Origin of the sequence: Runella limosa DSM 17973, assembly GCF_000482465.1 — a bacterium.
GTDB lineage: Bacteria > Bacteroidota > Bacteroidia > Cytophagales > Spirosomataceae > Runella > Runella limosa.
Map to the genome: position 1 here is coordinate 96577 of NZ_KI519428.1, position 23620 is coordinate 120196.

General features: G+C 44.5%; 20 protein-coding genes. 5 read left to right on the forward strand and 15 right to left on the reverse strand.

What is annotated here, in order from left to right:
• Positions 1 to 152: 152 nt before the first annotated feature.
• Both dtd and metH read right to left on the reverse strand, forming a co-directional pair.
• Positions 153 to 605, reverse strand: coding sequence for a D-aminoacyl-tRNA deacylase (gene dtd, locus K339_RS0127880; RefSeq protein ID WP_028526536.1), 453 nt, complete (start codon positions 603 to 605; stop codon positions 153 to 155).
• Positions 606 to 814: 209 nt separating this feature from the next.
• Entirely contained in the window at positions 815 to 4606 is a 3792-nt protein-coding gene (metH, locus tag K339_RS0127885; RefSeq protein WP_028526537.1) for a methionine synthase, read from the reverse strand.
• A gap of 217 nt (positions 4607 to 4823) precedes the next feature.
• On the opposite strand from metH, the gene K339_RS0127890 reads away from it, so the two are divergent.
• From K339_RS0127890 to K339_RS0127905, 4 genes are all read left to right on the forward strand, one after another.
• A complete protein-coding gene (locus tag K339_RS0127890; RefSeq protein ID WP_028526538.1) occupies positions 4824 to 5285 on the forward strand; it encodes an Lrp/AsnC family transcriptional regulator in 462 nt (153 codons plus the stop codon).
• 3 nt (positions 5286 to 5288) lie between these two features.
• Positions 5289 to 6440 (forward strand): glycosyltransferase, encoded by a 1152-nt coding sequence (locus tag K339_RS0127895; RefSeq protein ID WP_028526539.1) that lies wholly within the window; start codon positions 5289 to 5291, stop codon positions 6438 to 6440.
• A 120-nt stretch (positions 6441 to 6560) separates the two neighbouring features.
• Positions 6561 to 7247: a polysaccharide deacetylase family protein gene (locus K339_RS35080; RefSeq protein WP_037302084.1), complete on the forward strand. Its 687-nt coding sequence runs from the start codon at positions 6561 to 6563 to the stop codon at positions 7245 to 7247.
• Positions 7248 to 7277: 30 nt separating this feature from the next.
• The gene (locus K339_RS0127905) at positions 7278 to 9149 is read left to right on the forward strand and encodes a gamma-glutamyltransferase family protein (RefSeq protein WP_028526540.1); all 1872 of its coding nucleotides are present in this window, start codon (positions 7278 to 7280) and stop codon (positions 9147 to 9149) included.
• A gap of 4 nt (positions 9150 to 9153) precedes the next feature.
• On the opposite strand, the gene K339_RS0127910 is transcribed toward K339_RS0127905, so the two are convergent.
• From K339_RS0127910 to tpiA, 6 genes are all read right to left on the reverse strand, one after another.
• The gene (locus K339_RS0127910; protein ID WP_028526541.1) at positions 9154 to 10485 is read right to left on the reverse strand and encodes a DUF58 domain-containing protein; all 1332 of its coding nucleotides are present in this window, start codon (positions 10483 to 10485) and stop codon (positions 9154 to 9156) included.
• Position 10486: 1 nt separating this feature from the next.
• On the reverse strand, positions 10487 to 11104 hold the full coding sequence (locus K339_RS0127915; protein ID WP_028526542.1) for an L-threonylcarbamoyladenylate synthase: 618 nt from the start codon (positions 11102 to 11104) through the stop codon (positions 10487 to 10489).
• A gap of 101 nt (positions 11105 to 11205) precedes the next feature.
• A complete protein-coding gene (locus tag K339_RS0127920; protein WP_028526543.1) occupies positions 11206 to 12210 on the reverse strand; it encodes a glycosyltransferase family 2 protein in 1005 nt (334 codons plus the stop codon).
• Between the two features lie 372 nt (positions 12211 to 12582).
• Entirely contained in the window at positions 12583 to 13536 is a 954-nt protein-coding gene (locus K339_RS0127925; RefSeq protein WP_028526544.1) for a YihY/virulence factor BrkB family protein, read from the reverse strand.
• Positions 13537 to 13580: 44 nt separating this feature from the next.
• Positions 13581 to 14672, reverse strand: coding sequence for a hypothetical protein (locus K339_RS0127930; protein WP_028526545.1), 1092 nt, complete (start codon positions 14670 to 14672; stop codon positions 13581 to 13583).
• An 81-nt stretch (positions 14673 to 14753) separates the two neighbouring features.
• Positions 14754 to 15518, reverse strand: coding sequence for a triose-phosphate isomerase (gene tpiA, locus K339_RS0127935; RefSeq protein ID WP_028526546.1), 765 nt, complete (start codon positions 15516 to 15518; stop codon positions 14754 to 14756).
• Positions 15519 to 15765: 247 nt separating this feature from the next.
• Here tpiA and K339_RS0127940 point away from each other — a divergent pair, with 247 nt between their 5' ends.
• Positions 15766 to 17022, forward strand: coding sequence for an aspartyl protease family protein (locus K339_RS0127940; RefSeq protein WP_028526547.1), 1257 nt, complete (start codon positions 15766 to 15768; stop codon positions 17020 to 17022).
• A 45-nt stretch (positions 17023 to 17067) separates the two neighbouring features.
• On the opposite strand, the gene K339_RS0127945 is transcribed toward K339_RS0127940, so the two are convergent.
• The 7 genes from K339_RS0127945 to K339_RS0127975 form a co-directional block, all read right to left on the reverse strand.
• Positions 17068 to 18264, reverse strand: coding sequence for an anhydro-N-acetylmuramic acid kinase (locus K339_RS0127945; RefSeq protein ID WP_028526548.1), 1197 nt, complete (start codon positions 18262 to 18264; stop codon positions 17068 to 17070).
• 11 nt (positions 18265 to 18275) lie between these two features.
• Entirely contained in the window at positions 18276 to 18821 is a 546-nt protein-coding gene (locus tag K339_RS0127950; protein ID WP_051398303.1) for an NADH-quinone oxidoreductase subunit J family protein, read from the reverse strand.
• Between the two features lie 12 nt (positions 18822 to 18833).
• Entirely contained in the window at positions 18834 to 19412 is a 579-nt protein-coding gene (locus tag K339_RS0127955; RefSeq protein WP_028526550.1) for a NuoI/complex I 23 kDa subunit family protein, read from the reverse strand.
• A 70-nt stretch (positions 19413 to 19482) separates the two neighbouring features.
• Positions 19483 to 20586, reverse strand: coding sequence for an NADH-quinone oxidoreductase subunit NuoH (gene nuoH, locus K339_RS0127960; protein ID WP_037302085.1), 1104 nt, complete (start codon positions 20584 to 20586; stop codon positions 19483 to 19485).
• A gap of 18 nt (positions 20587 to 20604) precedes the next feature.
• Positions 20605 to 21714: an NADH-quinone oxidoreductase subunit G gene (locus K339_RS0127965; protein ID WP_028526552.1), complete on the reverse strand. Its 1110-nt coding sequence runs from the start codon at positions 21712 to 21714 to the stop codon at positions 20605 to 20607.
• A gap of 35 nt (positions 21715 to 21749) precedes the next feature.
• Positions 21750 to 23090 carry an NADH-quinone oxidoreductase subunit NuoF gene (nuoF, locus tag K339_RS0127970; protein ID WP_028526553.1) on the reverse strand — a complete coding sequence of 447 codons (1341 nt, stop codon included), beginning with the start codon at positions 23088 to 23090 and terminating at the stop codon, positions 21750 to 21752.
• Positions 23091 to 23111: 21 nt separating this feature from the next.
• On the reverse strand, positions 23112 to 23612 hold the full coding sequence (locus tag K339_RS0127975) for an NADH-quinone oxidoreductase subunit NuoE family protein (RefSeq protein ID WP_028526554.1): 501 nt from the start codon (positions 23610 to 23612) through the stop codon (positions 23112 to 23114).
• Between the last annotated feature and the right edge of the window lie 8 nt (positions 23613 to 23620).

Here is a 23620-nt window from a genome sequence, read left to right on the forward strand (position 1 = left end):
GCCCCATCGGGGTGACATCTTTCACCGAACGTCGGCCGCTCAGATGGGGCTTTGTGGGGGATTTGATTCATTTTTCTACGAAGATTTAGCTCCTCTGGAGCAATGAATAGCCATTCTATATTTTAATGCGTTCAACCTGTTATCGGTACAGGTTAAACGCGGTTCTTGGAGTCAATCAGAATGGTCACGGGGCCGTCGTTGAGGAGTGCTACTTTCATATCAGCGCCAAATTCTCCCGTTTGAATGGGTTGGCCTAATTCCAGTGAAAGTTGCTCAATCATTTTTTCGTACAAAGGTATAGCTACATCGGGGCGAGCTGCGTCAATGAATGAAGGACGATTCCCTTTTTTGGTGCTGGCGTGAAGGGTAAACTGGCTGATAAGTAGAATGTTACCGCCAACGGTTTTGATGTCAAGGTTCATCTTTCCCTCTTCATCACCGAAAATTCGCATTCCTACAATTTTTTTTGACAACCAATCAATGTCTTCTTGGGTATCGGAATGGGTAATTCCCAATAAAATCATAAAACCCAAGCCAATTTGGCCTTTCACTTGCCCCTCAATGGTGACAGATGCTTCAGTAACACGTTGGATAACAGCAATCATAGAAAAAGTAGCCTCGGTAGAGGCGCAACATTTGTAGTGTTTGATTAAAAGTTTTTGAGAAAATCAAATTAGCCTCGGTAGAGGCGCAACATTTGTAGTATTTGATTAAAAGTTTTTGAGGAAATCAAATTAGCCTCGGTAGAGGCGCAACATTTGTAAGATTAAAAGAAAAATAAAAAAGTCGGGGTGGAAGCACCCCGACTCACCAACTAATCGTAATTCAAAACAGGCGAAAGCCATTTTTCTACTTCTTCGAGCGGCATTCCTTTACGAACAGCGTAATCTTCCACTTGGTCTTTGGCAATTTTTCCGAGAGCAAAATACTTGCTGTCGGGATGTGCAAAGTACCAACCGCTGACCGAACTCGCAGGATACATGGCAAAACTTTCTGTTAGTTGAATACCTACTTGTATTTCTGCATCCAACAACTCAAACATCGTACGCTTTTCGGTATGGTCGGGGCACGCTGGGTATCCTGGTGCTGGACGAATCCCTTGGTATTTTTCGGCGATCAACTCCTCGTTGCTAAACGTTTCGTTTTGGGCATATCCCCAATATTCTTTACGAACGCGTTCGTGCATCAATTCAGTGAAAGCTTCCGCTAAACGATCGGCTACGGCCTTGAGCATGATGCTGTTATAGTCGTCGTGGTCGGCTTCGTATTTTTCTAACAATGCCTCAATTCCAATACCTGTCGTTACGGCAAAAGCCCCGATGTAATCGCCTCCTTTACTTCCACTTGGGGCGATAAAATCGCTCAAACAAAGGTTAGGTAAGTTAGCCGCTTTCTGATTTTGCTGGCGCAAATTATGAAGTCGAAGCGTCTCGTTTTGTTGCAACACCGCTGGCCAAACCCCCATGCGCTCGTCAGGGGCCGCTACACTTCCCTTGCGAGAAGCAGTTGGCTGGGTAAGCACAATGTCGTCTTCTACCGAATTGGCAGGATAAAAACCAATGACGGCATTGGCCTTGAGGGATTTATTTTTGATGATGTTGGCCAACATGGCATTGGCATCATCGTACAATTTTTTTGCTTCTGCCCCTACCGTCGCATCGCTAAATATCTTTGGATATTTTCCGTGCAACTGCCACGTTTGGAAGAACGGCGTCCAGTCGATGTATTTGGCAATTTCTTCCAACGGATAATCGTGGAAGTACTTGTTGCCCAAGAATTTGGGTTTCACGGGTTCAAAAGTCGCCCAATCAATCTTCGTTTTATTGGCTCGTGCAGCCACAATCGACAACGCTTCTTTGGCTTGTTGGCGCTTGGCGTGGTCTTCGCGAAGTTTGGCGTATTCTTTTTTGATGTCGGCCAACGTATCCGCGTAGGTTTGCTCGTTTTGCGTCAATTTTCCAGCCACAGGCACTGCACGGCTCGCGTCCAATACGTGAATAACGGGGCCTGAATAGTGCGGGTCAATTTTCACGGCCGTGTGAATGCGAGACGTAGTAGCGCCGCCAATCAACAAAGGCATGGTAAAGCCTTGGCGCTCCATTTCTTTGGCAACACCCACCATTTCGTCTAAGGAGGGTGTAATCAGACCCGAAAGCCCGATGATGTCAACGTTATGTTCTTTGGCCGCTGCTAGAATTTTATCGGTAGGCACCATGACCCCAAGGTCGATGATTTCGTAGTTGTTACAACCAAGTACTACACCCACAATATTTTTGCCAATGTCATGCACGTCGCCTTTTACCGTGGCCATCAGGATTTTTCCAGCCGCCGCGCCGCCGCCTGCTTTATCAGCTTCGATGTAAGGGGTTAAATACGCCACGGCTTTTTTCATTACCCGCGCCGATTTTACTACTTGTGGGAGGAACATTTTTCCTTCCCCAAATAAATCTCCAACGACGTTCATACCGTCCATCAAAGGCCCTTCAATCACATCAAGTGGGCGATTTGATTGCTGACGCGCTTCTTCTACGTCGGTGTCGATGTATTCAGTAAGTCCTTTGATTAACGCATGTTCCAAACGTTTTGACACAGGTTGGTCGCGCCAAGCGTTATCAATAACTATTTCTTTTCCTTTCGATTTTACGGTTTCGGCAAAAGCCAACATCCGCTCCGTTGCGTCAGGGCGACGATTGAGAATGAGGTCTTCGCAGTGCTCCAACATGTCTTTTGGAAGGTCGTCATAAACCCCCAATTGACCAGCGTTTACAATTCCCATGTCCATCCCAGCCTTGATGGCGTGGTACAAGAAAACGGTGTGAATGGCTTCACGCACGGGCTCATTTCCACGGAACGAAAACGAAACGTTGGAAACCCCACCGCTCACTTTGGCGTACGGTAAGTGTTCTTTAATCCAACGGGTTGCGTTGATAAAATCAACGGCGTAGTTATTGTGTTCTTCGATACCCGTACCAACCGTAAGGATGTTCGGGTCGAAAATAATGTCTTGTGGAGAAAAACCTACTTTATTGACTAAAATCCAATAAGCACGTTCACAGATTTCGATACGACGCTCATAGTTGTCGGCCTGACCTACTTCGTCAAAGGCCATTACGACCACCGATGCTCCGTAGCGTTTTACTTTTTCGGCTTGTTCGATAAACTTCTCTTCACCTTCTTTGAGTGAAATAGAGTTCACAATGGCTTTCCCTTGCAAACATTTCAAACCAGCCTCAATCACCTCCCATTTGGACGAATCCACCATGAAAGGAACGCGGGCAATGTCTGGCTCGGCCATAAGCAAGTTACAGAAGCGTGTCATGGCTTGCGCGCCGTCAATCATCCCTTCGTCCATGTTGATGTCGAGGACTTGGGCTCCCGTTTCTACCTGCTCGCGGGCTACCGAGATGGCTTCATCGTATTTGCTTTCACGAACCAAACGAGCAAATTTCTTAGAGCCTGTTACGTTACAACGCTCACCGATGTTTACGAAATTGGTTTCTTTCGTGATTTTGAGGGGCTCAAGTCCTGAAAGTTTCTGAATATGGTCGTTTTCGGGCAAATCACGAGGCTCGTATTTGGCAGCTACTTCGGCAATGGCCTTGATGTGCGGTGGCGTAGTTCCGCAGCATCCTCCGATGATATTGATAAAATTATCCTTCAAAAAGCCTTCAACAATGTCGGCCATTTCATCGGGTGATTGGTCGTATTCACCCATTTCATTGGGTAAGCCTGCGTTGGGGTGAGCGGAGGTAAAAAATGGCGCTTGGTTGGCCAAGGTTTGCACGTAGGGGCGCATCAAATCGGCTCCCAACGCACAGTTGAGACCAATTGAAAGCAAAGGCATGTGCGAAACCGACGTCAAAAACGCTTCCGTCGTTTGTCCTGACAAGGTTCTTCCCGAAGCGTCCGTAATCGTACCTGATACCATGATGGGCAATTCAGGTTTTTGGTTTACGGTTTTTGGTTGAAAACTTCCTTGAATTGGGCGAACAGTTCTTTTTTTTACGTCTGAGAAGTATAAATCAATCGCAAATAACGCCGCTTTGGCATTGAGTGTATCGAAGATGGTTTCGACCAAAAACAAATCAGCACCACCGTCGGCAAGGGATTGAACTTGTTCGTAGTAAGCATCCACTAATTCGTCGAACGTAACGGCGCGATACCCTGGGTCATTGACGTCGGGCGAGAGTGAGGCCGTACGGTTGGTGGGGCCAATTGAACCTGCCACAAAACGAGGCTTATCGGGGTTCATGGCCGTGTATTTATCACAAGCCTCCCGTGCCAAACGTGCCGATTCGTAATTAAGCTCATACACCAAGTCTTCCATGTGGTAGTCGGCCATGGCAATGGTCGTGCCGCTAAACGTATTGGTTTCGATGATGTCGGCACCTGCTTCGAGGTAAGCCTCGTGGATTTCACTGATAACGTCGGGGCGGGTCAACGACAATAAATCGTTATTGCCTTTGACCTCGTGTGGGAAATCTTTGAAACGTTCGCCACGGTAATCAGCATCCGTCAATTTATAACGCTGAATCATCGAACCCATCGCGCCATCAAGCACAAGGATTCGCGATTTGAGTATTTCTTGAATAGGTGGTTGTTGCATTGAATTTGAGAAAATAGCCATCTTAGGATTGTACAAAAATAACGCAAAACGAAGTGATAACCTGATTCGTTAGACGATTATTGGGGATAAAAGCATAAAATTAGATTTATTTTATACTTTTGAAGCAATAAATGCTATAAAATGCCCTGAAGTGATAAAGGCATCATACGCGAAATAGATAAAATGTCTAGCTCCCTTTTCGGTACAAAATACAACTATGTTAAAATTAGACACCACCGACCGTGGCCTTTTGCGCTACCTTCAACAAAATGCGCTCTTAACGACCAAAGAATTGGCCGCGCAGCTTAACTTGTCATATACGCCTGTCTATGAGCGCGTAAGAAAGTTGGAAAAAGAAGGAATTATCAAAAAGTACGTAGCGCTCGTCAATCGCGAGAAAATAGGCCGTAACCTGATTGCGTTCTGCAATGTTTCTCTCAAAGAACACAGCCGCGCCAACGGCGAAAAGTTTGTGTCGGCCGTGATGACGTTTGAAGAAGTGATGGAATGTTATAACATTTCGGGAGAATACGATTTTATGTTGAAAGTAGTAGTGAATGATATGCCTGAATATCAGCGGTTTTTGATGGAAAAGTTGGGTTCACTCGATAGTATAGGAAACACCCACAGCATCTTTGTGATGAGCGAAATCAAACACGAAACCGCCCTGAAAGTATAAGCTATGTTGTACTTGTTTGGCGGGGTGATTGGAGGCTATGCGGTGGCTTGTCTATGGTTGTGTTGGCAATGGTTACGTATTCCCAAGCGGCCTTTGAATCACTTGGACGTGCCTCCTGATTTTAAAATTTCGGTCATCATTCCAGTGCGCAACGAAGCCGCCCACATTGGCGTATTATTGAATGACCTTGAGCGACAAACTTTAGCAAGTCAGCATTTTGAAGTGTGGGTGATGGATGATGCTTCTACGGACAAAACTGCGGAGATTGTTGATGAATTTATTCAAAAAAAATTGTTGAATTTGCAGCTTGTGTCATTGGTCAATGCTCCCGTAAGTTCGCCTAAAAAAAGGGCCATTACGGAAGCACTCAAGCGAGCTAGTGGGCAATTGATTATCACCACCGACGGAGACTGTAGGGTAGGAGAAAGGTGGTTGGAAATGTTCGCGCAAACGTACCTAGAAACGGGAGCGAAATTGATAAGTGGCCCTGTAACGTTCTTGGAAACAGCGCCTACAAGTGTTGTGGAAAGGGTGGGAGAGGTGGCTCAAACCATCGAATTTTCGAGCCTCATTGGCGTGGGGGCTTGTTTGCTAGAAGCGGGCCATCCAACCATGTGCAACGGCGCAAATTTGGCGTATGAATGTGCCGCCTTTGAAGCAGTTGGAGGTTTTGCAGGAGTGGAGCAAATTGCGTCAGGCGATGATGAGTTTTTACTTCAAAAAATTTCAAAACATTTTGGCGTGGAAAAGCTTTATTTCCTAAAAAATGAGGCTGCTGTCGTCTCAACCCACGCGCAAGATTCTTGGCAGGGTTTTTACCATCAACGCATTCGTTGGGCCAGCAAATGGGCAGTCAATAAACGCCTTGCCACCATGCTAGTTGCGATTTGGGTATTTTTAGTCAATTTGCTGACGCTAATTTTGTTAATAGCACCATTTTGCGAAAATGTAGTGTCTTTTGAGTTTTGTACAATTCTATTGTTAAAATATGTGCCTGAATTTTTGTTTTTACGTTTGATTATCAGATTTTTGGGGAGAAAATCATGGGATTTGTACATTCCCATAGTGCAACTTTTTTATCCAATATACGTTCTGTTTTTTGGACTGGCTGCTCAACGAAAAGGCTATGTTTGGAAAGGGCGAAATTTGCGTTAAATCGCCTCCTACAATATTGATTTTACCCGCTGATTTTCGCAGCTTTAATGCCGCTGATTTCGCAAAATTTAACCAAAGTTTTACAATTACTAACGGGTCTTACTAACATCATCAACAGCTATGATTCCATTGTTTGTCCATAAGTCGCCCCGAATCTTGAAGTCTTTTTATTCGCCTTTCGTTTGGGAAATTCCAACGGAAGAACCCGTGATTTATTTGACGTTCGACGATGGCCCTATTCCTGACGTAACTGAGTGGGTTTTGGAGCAATTGGACATCTATTTGGCAAAAGCCACGTTTTTCTGCATTGGCGATAACGTTCGTAAATACCCTGAGTTGTTTGCAAGCTTGCTTGCCAAAGGACATAGCGTTGGAAATCATACCTTTAATCATTTGAAAGGCTGGAATACGGAGGATGAGGCTTACCTCGAAAACGTAAAGCAGTGTAGTGAAATTTTGCCCGTAGATACGTCGCTTTTTCGTCCACCTTATGGGCGGATAAAGTTGAGCCAAGCGCGGCCTCTCCTTAACAATTACCATGTAGTGATGTGGGATGTACTGACGGGCGATTTTGAAAAATACCTTAGCCCTGAGCGTTGCCTTGAAAAAACGTTGAAATATACCAAAGCAGGCTCGATTGTGGTGTTGCACGATAGCCTAAAAGCATGGCGTAACATGAGTTATGTCCTTCCTAGAATGCTGGATCATTTTTCCAGTCTTGGGTATCGTTTTGAAGCCCTGCCGCAGCACATTCCGCCTTCTATGAACCTTGGCGATGCCACAAGCTCGCCATATTTGGTACATTAATTTTAGTGAATCATAACCTAACCAAAACCGATGAAGTGGACAAAACTTTTACCTTTTACTTTTTTACTGGTGGCGATTTGGTCACAAACCCACGCTCAGTCGTTCAACAACCTGCCCGTTGTTACCCAAAAACCACCCTTGCACGGCAAGCACTGGATGGCCATTACGGGTAAACCCTTGGCTGCTACTGCGGGAGCAATGATTTTTACCAAAGGAGGAAATGCCGTGGATGCGGCCTGTGCCATGTTGGCCGCGACCTGCACCATGTGGGATGTACTCAGCTGGGGCGGTGAAACGCAAGCCCTTATTTACAATCCAAAAACCAAAAAAGTCATTGCCATTAATGCCTTGGGTGTAGCACCAACGGGAGCTACGGCCGATTTCTTCAAAAACAAAGGCATGAAGTACCCACCTGAGTACGGGCCTTTGGCAGCCGTCACGCCTGGAACACCAGGAGGATTGATGACCATTTTGGCCGAATACGGTACCATGTCGCTCAAAGAAGTGCTCGCCCCTGCCATGCAATTGGCAGAAGGCTATCCCATCGAAGCCCAAACGGCCAATTCAATCGAAGGGAAAAAAGACCTTATCAAACAGTGGCCGTATTCCAAAAAGGTATTTTTACCGCACTTAGGTGCCAAACGCGAAGCACCCGATGCGGGGGAGATTTTTGTACAAAAAGATTTATTGGAAACCCTAAAAAAACTCGTAAATGCCGAACAGCAAGCTTTAGCCAAAGGAAAATCGAGAAAGGACGCGATTTACGCGGCCAATGACCTTTTTTATCGTGGTGAAATTGCCAAAGAAATTGCGAGAGGTTGCCAAGAACAAGGCGGCTTGATTACGGAACAAGATTTGGCCAATTGGAAGGTCAAAATCGAAGAGCCAATGATGACGACCTACAAAGGAATTGAAGTTTATAAACTCCAACAGTGGACGCAAGGCCCTGCGATGCTTCAAACGTTGAACATCTTGGAAAACTTCGACCTCAAAAGCATGGGCTACAACTCTACTCGTTACGTGCATACGTTGTACCAAGCCATGAATTTGGCCTTTGCTGACCGTGATTTTTACTACGGAGACCCTGCTTTTGGCCCCGAAGAACCCATGAAAGGATTACTTTCTAAAGAATATGCCAAAGAGCGTAGCAAGTTGATTAACCCCAACATGAACGACCCCAAAATTGGCCCAGGCGACCCTTATCCGTTTGAGGGCAAAGCGAATCCCTATTTAGATTTGCTCAAAAATTGGGGAAGTGCAAGCCTTACGGCTCCTAAAAATAATGCAACCCTGGATGAAAAATTTCAGGAAAGTTTCACGGCAGGAACGACCTCGGTAGAGGCCGCAGATGCCGAAGGTTGGGTAGTTTCGATGACGCCAAGCGGCGGATGGGTACCTGCGTGCATTGCAGGAAATACGGGCATCGGAATGAGTCAACGGATGCAGTCGTTTGTGCTTGACCCGAAAGAAAATCCTTTCAACGTGGTAGAGCCAGGGAAACGTCCACGGGTGACGCTCACACCTAGCCTTGCCCTAAAAAATGGCAAGCCATACTTGTCGTTTGCCAAACAAGCAGGAGATGAACAAGACCAGTTATTGCTCCAGTTTTTTCTCAATATGGTGGAGTTTGACATGACGGTTCAGGAGTCGTGTGAAGCACCAAGTTTTAAAACGTTTCAGATGTATTCGACTTTTGGCAACCACGAACGCATCAATGGCGGTTTAACCCTCAACGAAGCTATGCCTTCTTGGACACGAAAAGACCTCGGAAGAATGGGGTATAAAATCAACTACCAAGAACGAACCAGTGGCCCCATCAACGCCATTTACTTTGATTGGGAACACGGTAGTTTTTGGGGAGGCTCAAGCAACCACGGTGAAGATTATGGCATTGGCTGGTAACAAATCAGACCATCCCGCGTGATTTTAACTCTAAATATTTGTTGACTGTATTCGCATTTAAGTCCTGCGGAGCCGTCAAAATTGACTGAATGCCGTATTGTTCAAGTTCCTTGACGATACGGCGTTTTTCGTAATAAAACCGCTCGGCAATGGTCTTCAAATAAATTGTTTCGGTGGTTTCGGCGGGTGTTTTTAGCAATTCGGCGGTTTCGGTATTTTCAAAGAATATCACTATAAGTAGATGGTGCTTTGCTAATTGTCGTAGATAAGGCAACTGACGATGTAGGGCATTGACAGTTTCAAAATTGGTGAATAATAAAAGCAAACTACGTTGGCGAATCTGATTTTTGACGTGGCTATATAGCGTTTCGTAGTCGCTTTCCAAATACCGCGTTTTTTGTTTGTACAGTACTTCCAAAATCTTTTGCATTTGCCCCGTTCGACGGTCAGCGGGTAGAACTTGCCCAATCACTTCTGAAAAGGTAAAAATTCCCGCTTTGTCTTGCTTCAATAAGGCAATATTGCTTAGTACAAGCGACGCGTTGATGGCGTAATCTAACAGTGTTAGACCCTCAAACGGCGATTTCATCACCCTTCCTTTGTCAATCAAGCAATACACTGCTTGCGAGCGTTCGTCCTGAAAGGCGTTTACCATCAGCTCGTTGCGACGGGCGGTGGCTTTCCAGTTGACGGTGCGTATATCATCGCCCTGTACGTAGGGGCGAATTTGTTCAAACTCCATACTATGTCCCAACCGTCGCTGACGTTTGATGCCAATGTCAGTGAGTCGATTTGAGATGGCCAAAAGTTCGTATTGCCGCATTTGTAAATACGAAGGATACACGGCCACCATTTTGTCTTGTGAAAATTGGTAACGCCGTTTTAACAAACCAAGTGGACTTTTAACAAAAACGTTGACGGCCCCAAAACTATATTCGCCGCGTTTGGTGGGGCGGAGTTCATACCGAAGTTGTTGGTTTTCGTTGGGGGCCAAATTCGTTTGAAACAAAACATCACGTCGTTGAAATTGGAAAGGAATTTCGTCGATAATGTCAAGGTTTGTACGGAACGAATAACGGTTTTCAAGGTGGAGAATGATGGGATTGGGGTCGCCATTTGAAAGCCGATCAGCAACATCACGGCGGGCAAAAATACCTTTATCGACACGAAATAGCAGAAAAGCATCCACAAGAGTTACTACCAAAGCCACCGCTGCCGCCAATTTTACCAAACCAAATAGCCCGATAAAAAGGTAAGAGGCCAAAAAAGCCGCTACCAAAGCAATTAGTAGTGTCCAGAAAAGCGGAGAAAAATACAGGTTTTTGATGACTTTCATGCTAATAAATAAATTCTCCCGCTCCTTCGCGAATGACCTCAAAATCGTCGGTGGTGGCGTCAATAATAGTTGAAGCGATAAGCCCCCCAAATCCGCCGTCAATTACAATATCGACTTGGTGTTGAAAACGTTCGAACATGATTTCGGGGTCGGTTGGGTATTCCATAAAATCATCATCGTCTTTGATGGACGTAGTGATGATGGGATTGCCCAATTCGTGGACAATTTGAAGCGGAATGGGGTGGTTGGGTATCCGAATACCCACCGTTTTGCGGTTTGCCAATACTTTGGGAACGCGACTACCAGCCGAAAGGATAAAGGTAAATGGCCCTGGCAGAATACGTTTCATAACTTTAAAAGCCGAATTGCTCACTTTGGCATAATCAGCAATGTGGCTAAGGTCATGGCAAATGAAAGAAAAATCATTTTTTTGGGGCTTGATGCCTTTGATACGTGCAATTCGCTCGACGGCGCGGGCATTGTGAATATCGCAACCTAAGGCATAGACGGTATCGGTAGGATAAATCACCAAACCACCATCTTGAAGACAGCGAATTACTTGCTGAATTTTGCGTGGTTCGGGATTCTGGGGGTGTATTTTAAGGAACTCTGCGGGCATTCGACAACTCAGTTGGTTTCCGAAATAAATGAAAAAGCTTTGTTTTACAAACGTATCATTTTATTTGGAGAACACAAATAACGGAAGTCATTCAAAGAACTTTAAGAGTCGAGCTGTACAAACGGAACGCCTTGCTGCATCAATGATCGTTTTCGGTTGCTTTGCCACTTAGCGTAAAATTGATAAATCCAATTGACTGGAAGGTGAAGACGGCATAAAAACACGAGCAATTCGGTTTCCCATCCTGGGTCTTCGATGTAATTGAGAAGCTTACGAAATTCGGTGGCTTGCTGGGCGTCTTCTGCAACGAAGCACTTTTTGATGAATTGGCGTATTCTTTCGGCTAATAAGTCATATTCTTCTTGAGAACGGCTGAGGTCGTAGGCTTTGTTGCAAACTGCCCAACTGGACTTTAACATGTCGTTTCCAACCAGATAAAATTGCGAAGCCATCGAACCATCGAGAACACGCTTGCTCATTAACACTTCATCAATATAATGGTATTTATAATCGTGGGCTGAGCGAACAAAAAAATCAAAATCTTCGTAACTCAGCGTTTCGTCGTACCCACCGAGTTTCATCAATACGGATTTTCGCATCATAATAGAAGGAGTACAAATGAAATAGCGTCGCAGTATCTCTTTGTAAACATTGCCCGTTGGAACTACTCCTTGGGCTTTCCCATCGTTACCTAAGGCATAGTGGTATCCAATAAGCTTTCCTGAAGTATCTATGTATGAAGCATTTGAAAATACAACAGCATAGTCTTTGGGAAGTTCTTCAAACGCTTTGACCTGCTGTGCTATGCGTTGAGGAGGCATGACGTCATCGGCTGCTAGGTCAATGATGTACTTTCCTTTGGCTTCACCCAGTCCTTGATTAAAGGCTTTGCATAAACCTATATTATTGACGCTGCGGATAAAAATGGTGTTGGGGTACTGATCAATAAACTGTAAAATTACCCGTCTTGAATTATCCGTACTGGCATTATCAATTACAATCAATTGAATATTGTCATACGTTTGATTGGCTACCGATTGCAGGCACTCGTAAATAAACGGCGCATGGTTGTAGCAAGTACAGATGACAGACACTTCTGGATTCATAAGGAGGCGTTGAGGCTATTTCTTTTGCGTAAAAGGGCATTTGTTTGATTAGTAAAAGTAATCTAATATTTACAAATTCTATTCGGGATATACTTACTTTTTAGTAAACGGTCACGGCAATAGGGACTATTCGACATAAAAAATGCTATGGAAAATGTCTGATGATTTTTTTTGAAAAAATATTAAATACTACAAATGGTCTGAAAAACAGAGGATTGGGTGTTTTAGTCCCAAAGAGAAGAAATTTTATTCAACATAAAGAAATACTTTGGCATGATTTTCTCTATGTAATTATCAAGATGTAGAAAAACATCTTTCAATATTTATGGGTTAGGGTAGTGCATAAATGCCGACACGCGCTGCGTACGGCATTTATTTTTTTGTATCCTTCGTAAGCTTCGACGGGGGCGTAGATGTTTCGTATTTGGCGCGCCAAATGCTCAAATTTAATTCAAAACCAAAAATCAATAACAAAGCAACGAGGTAAAACCAAATCATCAGCGCAATGATGGTTCCGATGGAGCCATAGAGCTTATTGTAACTGCCAAAATGGGATAAATAAAACGAAAACCCGTAGGTGGACGCAATGAGTAAGAAAGATGAGATGATTGCGCCAAGGTTAAAAAATCGCCAGCCGTGGTTGATTTTTGGGGCAAAACGATAAATAATAGCTACTGCCAACGTAAAAGTTGCAAACATGACGCCATAACGCACCACATCTAGTAAAAAAACGGTAAAGCTGTCGCGAAGAAAGATGGTATCGTGAAGCCAATCGACCAAAAACCCACCGACAATAATGATTAAAACTGCCAAAAAAAGCACAAAAGACAACATAATCGTGAGCATGATGGCAATGCCTTTGGTTTTAAAATAACCACGATTTTCAGAGGCTTGATCGGCGGTATTAAAGGCCGTCATCAGGGCTCCCATGCCGTTGGTGGCGGTGATAAGTGCCAAAATAAAACCAAAAGACAAAATGCCTCCCTGTTTTCGGCTGATGATGTCATAAATCGTGGTGGCGGCAAACTCATAGAGGGGTTCGGGCATGGCATCGTGCATAAAGTCCATAATTTGCACTTCCATGTTTTCAATGGGGATGTATGGAATGAGGGTAAACAAAAAAAGCGTGGCGGGAAAAACCGCCAACGTAAAATTATAAGCAACCGCCGTAGCTCGTTGGTCGATGTTGTACAAAAGGATTTTTTCAACCAGAATCGTAACGATGTCAGCAAGTGAAACTGAAAGGGAAAAGAACCGCTTACGATGAAGAAAATGGTGTAACTTTCGAAGTTGCCGATGATTGGATTTTGACCAGTGTTGGAGCATGGATCCGTTTTAAAATTTGTGATTTTTTGACTGCTCAAACTCCCTTAAAATGCCACAATAGAATAAGCAGCTTGGTGTGGTTGGCGGGTTTGGTCGCCAATTTTACTGCGATTGCGGTCGTCGTCGTGAATGACAAACAAAGTATTTGACCCAACTGGCGTAAGGTCTTCTGCTTTGTGGGTAAACTTCAACGGCTGCCCCGTCGAACGGTCTTTGACTAAGGTTAGTTTGTTAGCTTTTAGGTCGGCTTCTGTTGCCCACCATAGATAAGCGCTATTTCCCTGTGTTTCGCTTTCCATCGAAGTAAGTACCCAAAAAAGCTGACGTTTGGCATCGTATTCGATGCACGAAAGTGCCAAGGGCTTTGGCAAATTGGGTTCTAAACTTGCAATATCAATGTCGGCCAATGTTTCAAAATTATTGGAAATCATCAAAGAGTCATTGGCGAAGCGATAGGAGACAGTAAGTACTTTGGCTTTGTACTTAAAATCATCGTATTTTTTTCCTTCTTCACGGATTCCAAAATATAATTTATCGTGCGTAGCCGCAAATCCTTCCACTTTAAAATAAGGCATCCCGTCAGGAAAATCGGCCGAACGGAGGGCTTTCGACAAAGCCGCACGCAGACTCATCGAAAACTTTTCTCCTTCCACCAAGTGGGCAGCTTTGGGTTGAATGTTTTTAGGGTCGGGGCCAACTTTCCAATAGAGAAGGGCATTGTAGCCATCCCATTCGTTGCTTCCTTCTTTGACACGGTCGAAGCCAGTGCTTAAAAAAGCCAAAGAACGATTGGGCGCAAGGGCAAAATCTTCGTATTTCTGGCTAGTTTTGAGCAGGTTTTGGGTCAAATACGTGGGCTTGTTGGCAAACATATCAGTTTCCGAATAGGCCCAATAAAACACCGCAGCGTCGTTGTTTGGCATGTCTTTGTCGTTGGCAAGGGTGAGGTTTTGGCCATCGTACAAAACGGCAGAAGCTTCGCACCAAAGCTCACGGCCCGAGGCTTGTAGTCCTGCTTGAAAGCAATCAATAAAGCCTTCTTTGACAATACTAGCCCCAGAAATAGCCCGACTTGCGGGGCGTTGGCAGCTTATAAAAGCCAACAGTGCCAAGGCGTAAAGCATTAACTTTTTCATACCCGTAAAAAAAGACGGAGAAACGGAGTTACTGGGTGTATCTCGGTTTCTCCGTTGTGTTTTGAATGTTATTGAAACGAATTACATGCGCGATTTGATGATATTGGTAAACTCTCTCGATTTGAGGGAAGCACCACCAATCAAACCACCGTCAACGTCGGGACAAGCAAAAAGTTCATCTGCATTTTTTTCGTTGCAGCTTCCACCGTACAAAATGGTCGTGTCGTCTGCTACTTGAGCACCAAATTTCTCCGCAACGTGCGCGCGCAGTGCGGCGTGCATTTCCTGTGCTTGGGCAGAAGAGGCTGTCAAGCCCGTACCGATGGCCCACACAGGCTCGTACGCGATGACCACTTTCCCAAAATCTTCGGCTGACAAATCAAACAAGGCTGCCGTGATTTGGTCTTTTACGATGGCAATAAAATCCTCGTTCTGACGCTGTTCCAACAACTCACCGCAACAAAAGATGGGCTTCAAGCCGTTTTCCAACGCAATTTTAACTTTTTCTGCTATTAACGCATCCGTTTCTCCAAAATACTGACGACGTTCGCTGTGGCCAATAATTACGTATGGAACCTCAATCGCCGCAAGCATTGATGCGGAAATTTCGCCTGTGAAAGCGCCAGATGCCTTGTGGTGGCAGTTTTGGGCTCCGAGCGAAATACGATCTACTTCTTGTACATATTTCTGCAAAACTGGCAAGTAAATGTAAGGTGTACACAAAACGACTTCAACGTCGCCACGAACCTCGTCACGTACCATATTTACTACTTCCGACGTAAGGCTCAACGCTTCTTCAAGCGATTTGTTCATTTTCCAGTTACCAGCTACAATCTTTTTTCTCATTGGATGGGTGATTTTTAAAAGTTTTTGGGAGTAATTTTATTTCGATTTTTCGAGGTATTTGGCAATATTACATTGAGCTTAGTCCAAATTGCCAAAGAATCCGCCTCAAACCTTCTAAAACAATCAAACTCGATGCGAAGTTAAGAAGAATAAATTGATTCAAAACGGCACTTTTTGTAGTATATTTTTTGTTTTTCTAAGAAAATAGCATAACTTTACTAACAGCCTACCTTTTTTCGGCACGACAATGAGACGGTGGTTTTTATCTTTCGCAATAGCCTGTTGTTTGCCACTTTTACTTTTGGCCCAGCGAGGTCAAAAAAAAGAAGACAAATTTGGCTTCTTCTTGCAGGGTAATATGAAGTTTACCCGCATCCCTTTTGAAATGCACGCTAATCTAATCATTGTTCCAGTTCATATCAATGGTTCAGATACCCTTCACTTTATTCTTGATACGGGTGTGAGTTCGGTAATTATCACTAACCCCAATTCACTGAAAAGAGAAAAACTGAAATTTACTCGAAAAGTTGTATTAACTGGCGCTGGTGAAGGAGAGTCGTTGACGGCTTCGGTGGCCATTGGTAATACGCTCGAATTGGGGAAAATGAGGGCAACGTACCAGAATATCGTCGTTCTTGAACAGGACGTGCTTCGTCTGTCGGAATACGTAGGGATTCCGATTGATGGTATTTTTGGTTACGAAGTGTTTAATAATTTTGTGGTGACGATTGATTTTGTCAACAAAGAGTTGTTATTGATGAAGCCTGAAAGTTATAAATACCGCAGTCGCCAAGGGGATCGCTATCCGATTGTGGTAGAAGATACCAAGCCTTATGCCGACGTGATTGCGTTGGTCGATAATGGACAAGAACTTCCCATTCGGGTGGTGATTGACACGGGGGCAGGTCATGCGTTGTTGATTGACAAACACGCTGATAACCAAGTCAGACTTCCAGAAAAAGTACTACGTGCGCAGCTTGGCAGGGGGTTAAACGGTGTTATCAATGGGAACTTGGGGCGAATTGATAAAGTCCGTTTTGGAAAATATGAGCTTGATAACGTCTTGGCTTCGTTTCCTGATAGTGTATCATTTGGGATGAAATTTGCGAGCCGGAACGAACGCCAAGGAAACATTGGTTGTGAGCTTTTGAGACGTTTTAAAGTAACTTTCAACTATGCCGATCGGTATATTGTCCTCAAGCCCGTCAAACGTCGTTTGAAAGAAACCTTTGAACACGATATGAGCGGTATTGAACTTCGGGCTCAAGGTCAGGATTTTAAGGACTATATTATTGATAAAGTGGTTGAAGATTCGCCCGCTTGGGACGCGGGCTTGCAGGAAGGCGACGAGCTCCTTTTTATCAATAACAAATCAGCCGATGATTTGATTATCAGTGAAATATACAAACTTCTTCAAAAAGGGGAGGGCAAAGAAATTGCGATGTTAGTTCGCCGCAAAGGTGTCATTCATTTTGCCAAATTTCAGTTGAAAAGAATGATTTAAACCTTGGCCTTTGTTAAAGTTCAAGACTTAAACAAAGGCCAAGGCTTAATTTGGAAAAGAAATTTTCCCCATAGAAACACTCGGTACTCCTTCTCTTGTGCCAAAATCAAGGTTATCGCCACAAAGCGTTTCGTTGGCTAAAATAGCAAATAAAACGGCCTCTTTGGCATCCCCTGATATACCTAAGGAATCGGTGGCATCCATCGGAAAGTCGGGAAGTAATTTGCGAAGTGCTTTGATAAGTGCAGGGTTGTGCATTCCTCCCCCGCTCAAATACAAACGATATTCTTGGTCTTTTTGGCACACTTTCAAAATTGCCTCGGCGATGGTTTCTGCCGAAAATTGAGTAAGGGTAGCGACCAAATCTTCGGGCGATAGTGAGGTGGTATTACTGCGTTGTTGGGCAATGCGTACGTACTCCAAACTGAATAATTCGGGGCCCGTTGTTTTGGGGAATGGCCCTTTAAAAAAGGCATCTTTTTTCAACGCGTCCAACAAAGATTCATTGACATGGCCACTTAGGGCAACTTTTCCATCTTTGTCATAGGGCAAGTTAAAAAACTTACGCATAAAAGCGTCGATAAGGGTATTGCCTGGCCCAGTATCGGTGACAAACACCTCTTGGGCATTGAGCGACCCTGGCAGGTACGTAAAATTGGCAATTCCACCCATGTTGAGCATGATGCGGTTTTCGCCTTTTTGGGAAAAAATAAAATAGTCGCCATAGACTGCAAGGGGCGCTCCTTCGCCACCCGCCGCGCAGTGTTTTTGCCGAAAATCACTCAGGGTAATAATGCCCGTCGTAACGGCGATATGATCACCGTCGCCAATTTGAAGGGTAGCGTTGGGGTATTTATCTAGCCGATGCAAAATTTTGGGCGCATGAAAAACTGTTTGCCCGTGACTAGCGACAACATCAATGTCTTGCGGGGAAATTTGCCATTTCTTCAAGCATTCCAACACGAGTTTCCCGTGTAAATTTCCGACCCAAGGGTTAAGCAAACAAAGGTGTTGGAAATCAATTTCTTTTTTTGCAAAAACCCGACGAATTTCATCTTTGATGTCATCACCAAAATCAATGGTGTCGAATTTTTCGAGGGTAAGCGTTGTATTTGCACCATGCCCACTAAAACGACAAAGGGCTATGTCTAAACCATCCATGGATGTCCCAGACATAAGCCCTATGATTCGTCGCGTTGGCTTTTGTGCAATCTCAACTAATTTACTGAGGTTTGCATTCATTGGCCTATCGATTAAAAATGTCTATCACCAGCTTCGCGGCGTCCCAGCATCACGGCACCTACCATGGCAATAAGGAACAATACCGACGCTAATTCAAAAGGAAGTAAATAGTCGGTGTAAAGTACATTTCCGAGGCTTTCTACCATCCCTACTTGCGAATCAAATTCGTAAGGGTTGTAAGAGCCAAATTGTGATTTACGTAGCACACCGACCATGATAACCCCGAGGGTTCCACCCACAATGGTAGCCGCAATTTTGACTAAATTGGTTTTCGATTCTTCGTCTTCCTGTTTTAAGTTCAAGAACATAATGACAAACAAGAAAAGTACCATGATAGCCCCTGCATAAACGATGATATTGACAGCAGCTAGAAACTGGGCGTTTAGAAGCACATAGTGTCCTGATAAACAAAAGAAAGTGCCAATTAAAAAAAGTACGCTGTGAATCGGATTTCTTGCTAAAACGACCATCAACCCGCACAAAATCGTCAAAAACGAAAGTACGTAGAAAAAGATAGCGGCGGGTGTAAGGTTATTAATAAAAGTTGAAAAGTCCATCTTTAAGGTAGTTTACAGTTGTGTTCTTGGTTGTGCTACGATACCTTTCAAATCTTGTTCGTGCGCTTCTTCTCTGGTCCAAGCAGTGCGTAAATAGCGGTTGTTCATATTTTCTGCCAATTTGTCTTTGCCCCAAATCACTTGATCACGTTCGGTAAAAACGGGAACAAATTCGTCGTGGCGAAGGTAAATCGCTTGTTTTGGACAGGCTTCTTCACACAATCCGCAGAAAATGCAACGTAGCATGTTGATTTCATACACGGCAGCGTATTTCTCTTCCCGATAAAGATTTTCTTCTCCTTTTTGGCGTTCTGAAGCCACCATTGAAATGGCCTCAGCAGGACAAGCTACGGCACACAACCCGCAGGCAGTACAACGTTCGCGGCCTTGGTTGTCGCGTTTGAGGACGTGGCGGCCGCGAAATACGGGGCCAAGGTTCTTTTTCACTTCAGGATAACTGATGGTTACTTTTTTCTGGAAAAAGTGCTTAATCGTAATCCCTAGACCTGTGATAATGGCAGGAAGATAAATCTTCTCTGCAAAGGTCATTTCTTTATTACTAACTTGTTTTGAACGATTCGTAAGTTGCATAACTCAAAGGTTTACAGTTCCTAGTTTACAGTTTACAGGGCGATAATTAGTAAGCTGTAACACTTGTAAGCTATTTCAAAAGTGAAACTACTAAGGGTTTCAAGTACAAAATGGCGCCACCTGTCAAGATAACGTTGACAATGGCCAATGGGATAAGTCCTTTCCAGCCGAGGTTCATCAATTGGTCGTAACGGAAACGAGGCAATGTCCAACGTACCCACATGTAGAAGAATACAAAGAACAATGACTTGCCAAAGAAAACCAATGTACCTACCAATGTAGCAAGATTATGACCAGTAATTTCTCCCATTGCAGCAATCAATTTGGCTTGTACCCAATCCATGCCTGGGTAATTGTACCCACCAAAGTAAAGACTGGCAATCATTGCGGATGAAACAAACATGTTGATGTATTCTGCAAATAGATAGAAACCAAGTTTCATAGAGCTATACTCGGTATGATAACCACCAATGAGCTCAGTTTCACACTCTGGAAGGTCAAAAGGAGTACGGTTACATTCGGCAAATGCACAAGTAATAAAGATGACAAAGCCGATTGGTTGATAGAAGATATTCCAGTTGCCGCCGTGTTGTTGTTCTACAATATGACGGATTGAAAGTGAACCTGTCATCATCAAAATCGCAACAATGGCCAAACCCATTGAGATTTCGTAACTGATGTTTTGCGAAGCCGCACGAATGGCGCCTAAAAGCGAGAATTTGTTGTTGGAAGCCCAACCACCCACCATGATTCCATAAACACCGAGCGAAACAACGCCAAATACGTATAGGATTCCGATGTTAACGTCGATGGCTTGTACGGCCACATCCCAAACTTTCCCAGGGGCGGCTTCGTACTTAACGCTGTCACCAAACGGAATAACCGCGCTGGTCATTAAGGCGGTAAGCATGGAAAGACACGGGCCTAAAATAAACAGCCATTTGCTGGCATGTGATGGGATAAAATCTTCTTTAAAGAACATTTTAACGGCATCGGCAATGGGTTGTAACAACCCAAATGGCCCTGCACGGTTAGGGCCAATACGGTCTTGAATAAAGGCTGCCACTTTGCGTTCTGCATAAGTGGAGTAAGTTGCTATCAACAGGGTAATGGCAAAAATGAGTAAAATAATAATTGCCTTGATGATAAAAGCTGCGTCTATTGAAAAAGCCATAATCGAAGTGACTGTTTTTTAGTTGTTCTCGGCCAATGAACGTTGATTGGCTTTCGCGTTATTTTCTTTACTCAGTTCCCGAATGGTGCTGTTGTCAGTGACAAACGGGCGAGAATCGTCAATTTGCTTGTATTGCGAGGCCGCTACTTTCAAACCAAACTCAGGTTTTTTCAAGTCAGCGCGGTATTTATTGGCCATAATCACCGAGTAACGCGCCACTTTCATTGGGCCTTCGATGGTCCAGTCACTGGTTTTTTTACGTTCAAAACGGCAGGTATTACAAATAAATTCTTTGACTTCGCCCCATTCGTTTTTGCGCGCAGTAACACGGATTACTTCATCTCCACGGTACCACAACGTCACTTTACCGCTACATTTTTCGCAATCACAGTGTGCGTCAACGGGTTTTGTGAACCAAACACGATTTTTGAAACGGTACGTTTTATCAGTCAAAGCACCTACTGGGCAAACATCAATCACGTTTCCTGAGAAATCATTATCAATGGCTTTTTCGATGTACGTACTAATTTCGGCATGGTCGCCGCGATTCATCACCCCGTGTACACGTTTGTTGGTGATTTGGTCAGCAGTAAAGACACAACGATAGCATAAAATACAACGCGTCATGTGCAATTGAACGTAGGGCCCAATGTCCTGCTTTTCAAACGTACGGCGGTCTTCTTCGTAGCGCGTCTGAACACGGCCATGCTCAAAAGCAAAGTCTTGAAGGTGGCATTCGCCTGCTTGGTCGCACACTGGGCAATCAAGCGGGTGATTGAGGAGCAAAAATTCCACGATTCCCTTGCGGGTTTCTACCACGGCTTCGTTGGTCGTGTTTTCAACAATCATACCATCTTGCACCGTCGTAATACACGAAGGTACAAGCTTGGGCATAGGACGCGGGTCTTTGGCTGACCCTGCGGATACTTTTACCAAGCAAGCACGGCATTTTCCACCCGATCCCTTCAATGGCTCATAATAGCACATAGCAGGAGGCGCAAGGTGCATTTTTGTTGGATCGGCTTCGGCGATTTTACGGGCCGCTTGCATGATGGTCGTTCCAGGCGGCACTTCGATTTCGATACCGTCAAACGTTATTTTGAATAACTGCGGTGCAGTAGTTTCCATGTATTATTCGTAGTTCAAAATCAAACTTCAATCTCTTAAACTAATTCCATTTCACCACGGTATGCTGCACCGGGTTTTGTTGCTTCGAGCGGATGGGTCACGTGCCATTCAAATTCATGACGGAAGTGACGAATGGCCGCCGCTATTGGCCAAGCTGCGGCATCTCCTAACGGACAAATGGTGTTTCCTTCAATTTTTTTCGCTACATCCACCAATAAATCAATGTCACGCATGTTTCCTTTGCCGTGTTCGATACGGTCGAGCACTTTGTCCATCCAGCCAGTTCCTTCGCGACAAGGTGAACACTGTCCGCACGACTCGTGGTGGTAGAAACGGGCAAAGGTCAAGGTATTGCGAACGATACAGGTGGTTTCGTCCATAACAATAAATCCACCCGAACCCAGCATTGTCCCCGTGGCAAAACCTCCGTCTGACAACGATTCATAGGTCATCAAACGCTTGTCGCCGTTGGCCAGGGTCAAAATAAGATTAGCGGGCAAAATTGGCACAGAAGAACCACCAGCAACAACTGCCTTTAAGTGGTGGCCAGGCCGAATCCCACCGCACCATTCGTCGGCGTAAATAAAATCTTCGACCGTGATACCAAGCGGAATTTCGTAAACACCAGGTTTGTTGACGTGGCCTGAAACCGAAATAAGTTTCGTTCCTGTACTACGACCTACGCCAAGGGCAGCGTAAGCTTCACCGCCATTGTTTACAATCCAAGGTGTATTGGCGATAGACTCTACATTGTTAACCACCGTAGGGCATTGATAAAGCCCTTTTACGGCAGGGAAAGGGGGTTTATTGCGCGGATTTCCACGTTTTCCTTCCAACGATTCAAGAAGGGCCGTTTCTTCGCCGCAGATGTAAGCACCACCGCCTGGCTGAACGACCAACTCAAGGTCATAACCCGTTCCCAAAATATTTTTTCCCAAAAAGCCCGCAGCTTTGGCTTCTTCAATGGCCTTTTCAAGGATGTGAATAACGTACATCAATTCACCACGTACATAAATGAACGATTTGTTGGCTCCAAGCGCAAAACTTGAAACAATCATCCCCTCAATCAACAGGTGAGGGTTGTTTTTCATTAAGTAGTGGTCTTTGAAAGTACCAGGCTCGGACTCATCGGCGTTGCAGACCAAGTAGCGAGGAACTCCTTCTGGTTTGGCCAAAAAGCTCCACTTCATTCCCATCGGGAAACCTGCTCCACCGCGTCCTCTGACACCTGATTTTTTGACTTCCTCAACGATTTCTTCGGGAGTCATTTTTTTCAATGCCTTTTCTACCGCAGTATAACCGCCCATCTTACGATAGACTTCGAAGGTGTCGATACCGGGAACATTTATGTGTTCGGTAAGAATTTTTACTGGCATAGTATATCGATGAAATATCTTTTAGTCTTTGCTTAATTCGTCAATGATTTCGTCAATCTTGTCATTGGTCAGGTTCATGTAGTACTTTTCACGAACCTGGAAGACAGGCCCCCATCCGCAGGCAGCCAAGCATTCCACTTCTTTGATGGTAAACTTGCCATCAGGTGTGGTTTCGCCCGTATTAATTCCCAACTTTGTTTTGAGGTAGCCATATACATCTTCACCACCCATGAGGCAGCAAGGCCCAGTACGGCAGTACTCAATGACGTGTTTGCCAACGGGGTCAAGGTGGAACATGGTATAAAACGAAGCCACCTCATATACTTCAATGGGCAAAATGTTGAGCAAGCCAGCCACATAATCCATTACTTCTGGGCTAACCCAACCGTATTGTTCTTGGGCAAGGTGAAGCAAGGGCAAAAGGGCAGATTTTTGTTTACCCTCTGGATAGCGAGCTATGATTTCTTTGGCTTTGGCTAGACGCTCGGTAGTAAAAGCAACAGTATGTGTAGTTTCAGTCATTTTCAAAG

Coding starts and splice junctions, on each gene's coding strand:
- dtd (WP_028526536.1), bottom strand. CDS start 605: ATGATTGCTGTTATCCAACGTGTTACTGAAGCATCTGTCACCATTGAG.
- metH (WP_028526537.1), bottom strand. CDS start 4,606: ATGCAACAACCACCTATTCAAGAAATACTCAAATCGCGAATCCTTGTG.
- K339_RS0127890 (WP_028526538.1), top strand. CDS start 4,824: ATGTTAAAATTAGACACCACCGACCGTGGCCTTTTGCGCTACCTTCAA.
- K339_RS0127895 (WP_028526539.1), top strand. CDS start 5,289: ATGTTGTACTTGTTTGGCGGGGTGATTGGAGGCTATGCGGTGGCTTGT.
- K339_RS35080 (WP_037302084.1), top strand. CDS start 6,561: ATGATTCCATTGTTTGTCCATAAGTCGCCCCGAATCTTGAAGTCTTTT.
- K339_RS0127905 (WP_028526540.1), top strand. CDS start 7,278: ATGAAGTGGACAAAACTTTTACCTTTTACTTTTTTACTGGTGGCGATT.
- K339_RS0127910 (WP_028526541.1), bottom strand. CDS start 10,485: ATGAAAGTCATCAAAAACCTGTATTTTTCTCCGCTTTTCTGGACACTA.
- K339_RS0127915 (WP_028526542.1), bottom strand. CDS start 11,104: ATGCCCGCAGAGTTCCTTAAAATACACCCCCAGAATCCCGAACCACGC.
- K339_RS0127920 (WP_028526543.1), bottom strand. CDS start 12,210: ATGAATCCAGAAGTGTCTGTCATCTGTACTTGCTACAACCATGCGCCG.
- K339_RS0127925 (WP_028526544.1), bottom strand. CDS start 13,536: ATGCTCCAACACTGGTCAAAATCCAATCATCGGCAACTTCGAAAGTTA.
- K339_RS0127930 (WP_028526545.1), bottom strand. CDS start 14,672: ATGAAAAAGTTAATGCTTTACGCCTTGGCACTGTTGGCTTTTATAAGC.
- tpiA (WP_028526546.1), bottom strand. CDS start 15,518: ATGAGAAAAAAGATTGTAGCTGGTAACTGGAAAATGAACAAATCGCTT.
- K339_RS0127940 (WP_028526547.1), top strand. CDS start 15,766: ATGAGACGGTGGTTTTTATCTTTCGCAATAGCCTGTTGTTTGCCACTT.
- K339_RS0127945 (WP_028526548.1), bottom strand. CDS start 18,264: ATGAATGCAAACCTCAGTAAATTAGTTGAGATTGCACAAAAGCCAACG.
- K339_RS0127950 (WP_051398303.1), bottom strand. CDS start 18,821: ATGGACTTTTCAACTTTTATTAATAACCTTACACCCGCCGCTATCTTT.
- K339_RS0127955 (WP_028526550.1), bottom strand. CDS start 19,412: ATGCAACTTACGAATCGTTCAAAACAAGTTAGTAATAAAGAAATGACC.
- nuoH (WP_037302085.1), bottom strand. CDS start 20,586: ATGGCTTTTTCAATAGACGCAGCTTTTATCATCAAGGCAATTATTATT.
- K339_RS0127965 (WP_028526552.1), bottom strand. CDS start 21,714: ATGGAAACTACTGCACCGCAGTTATTCAAAATAACGTTTGACGGTATC.
- nuoF (WP_028526553.1), bottom strand. CDS start 23,090: ATGCCAGTAAAAATTCTTACCGAACACATAAATGTTCCCGGTATCGAC.
- K339_RS0127975 (WP_028526554.1), bottom strand. CDS start 23,612: ATGACTGAAACTACACATACTGTTGCTTTTACTACCGAGCGTCTAGCC.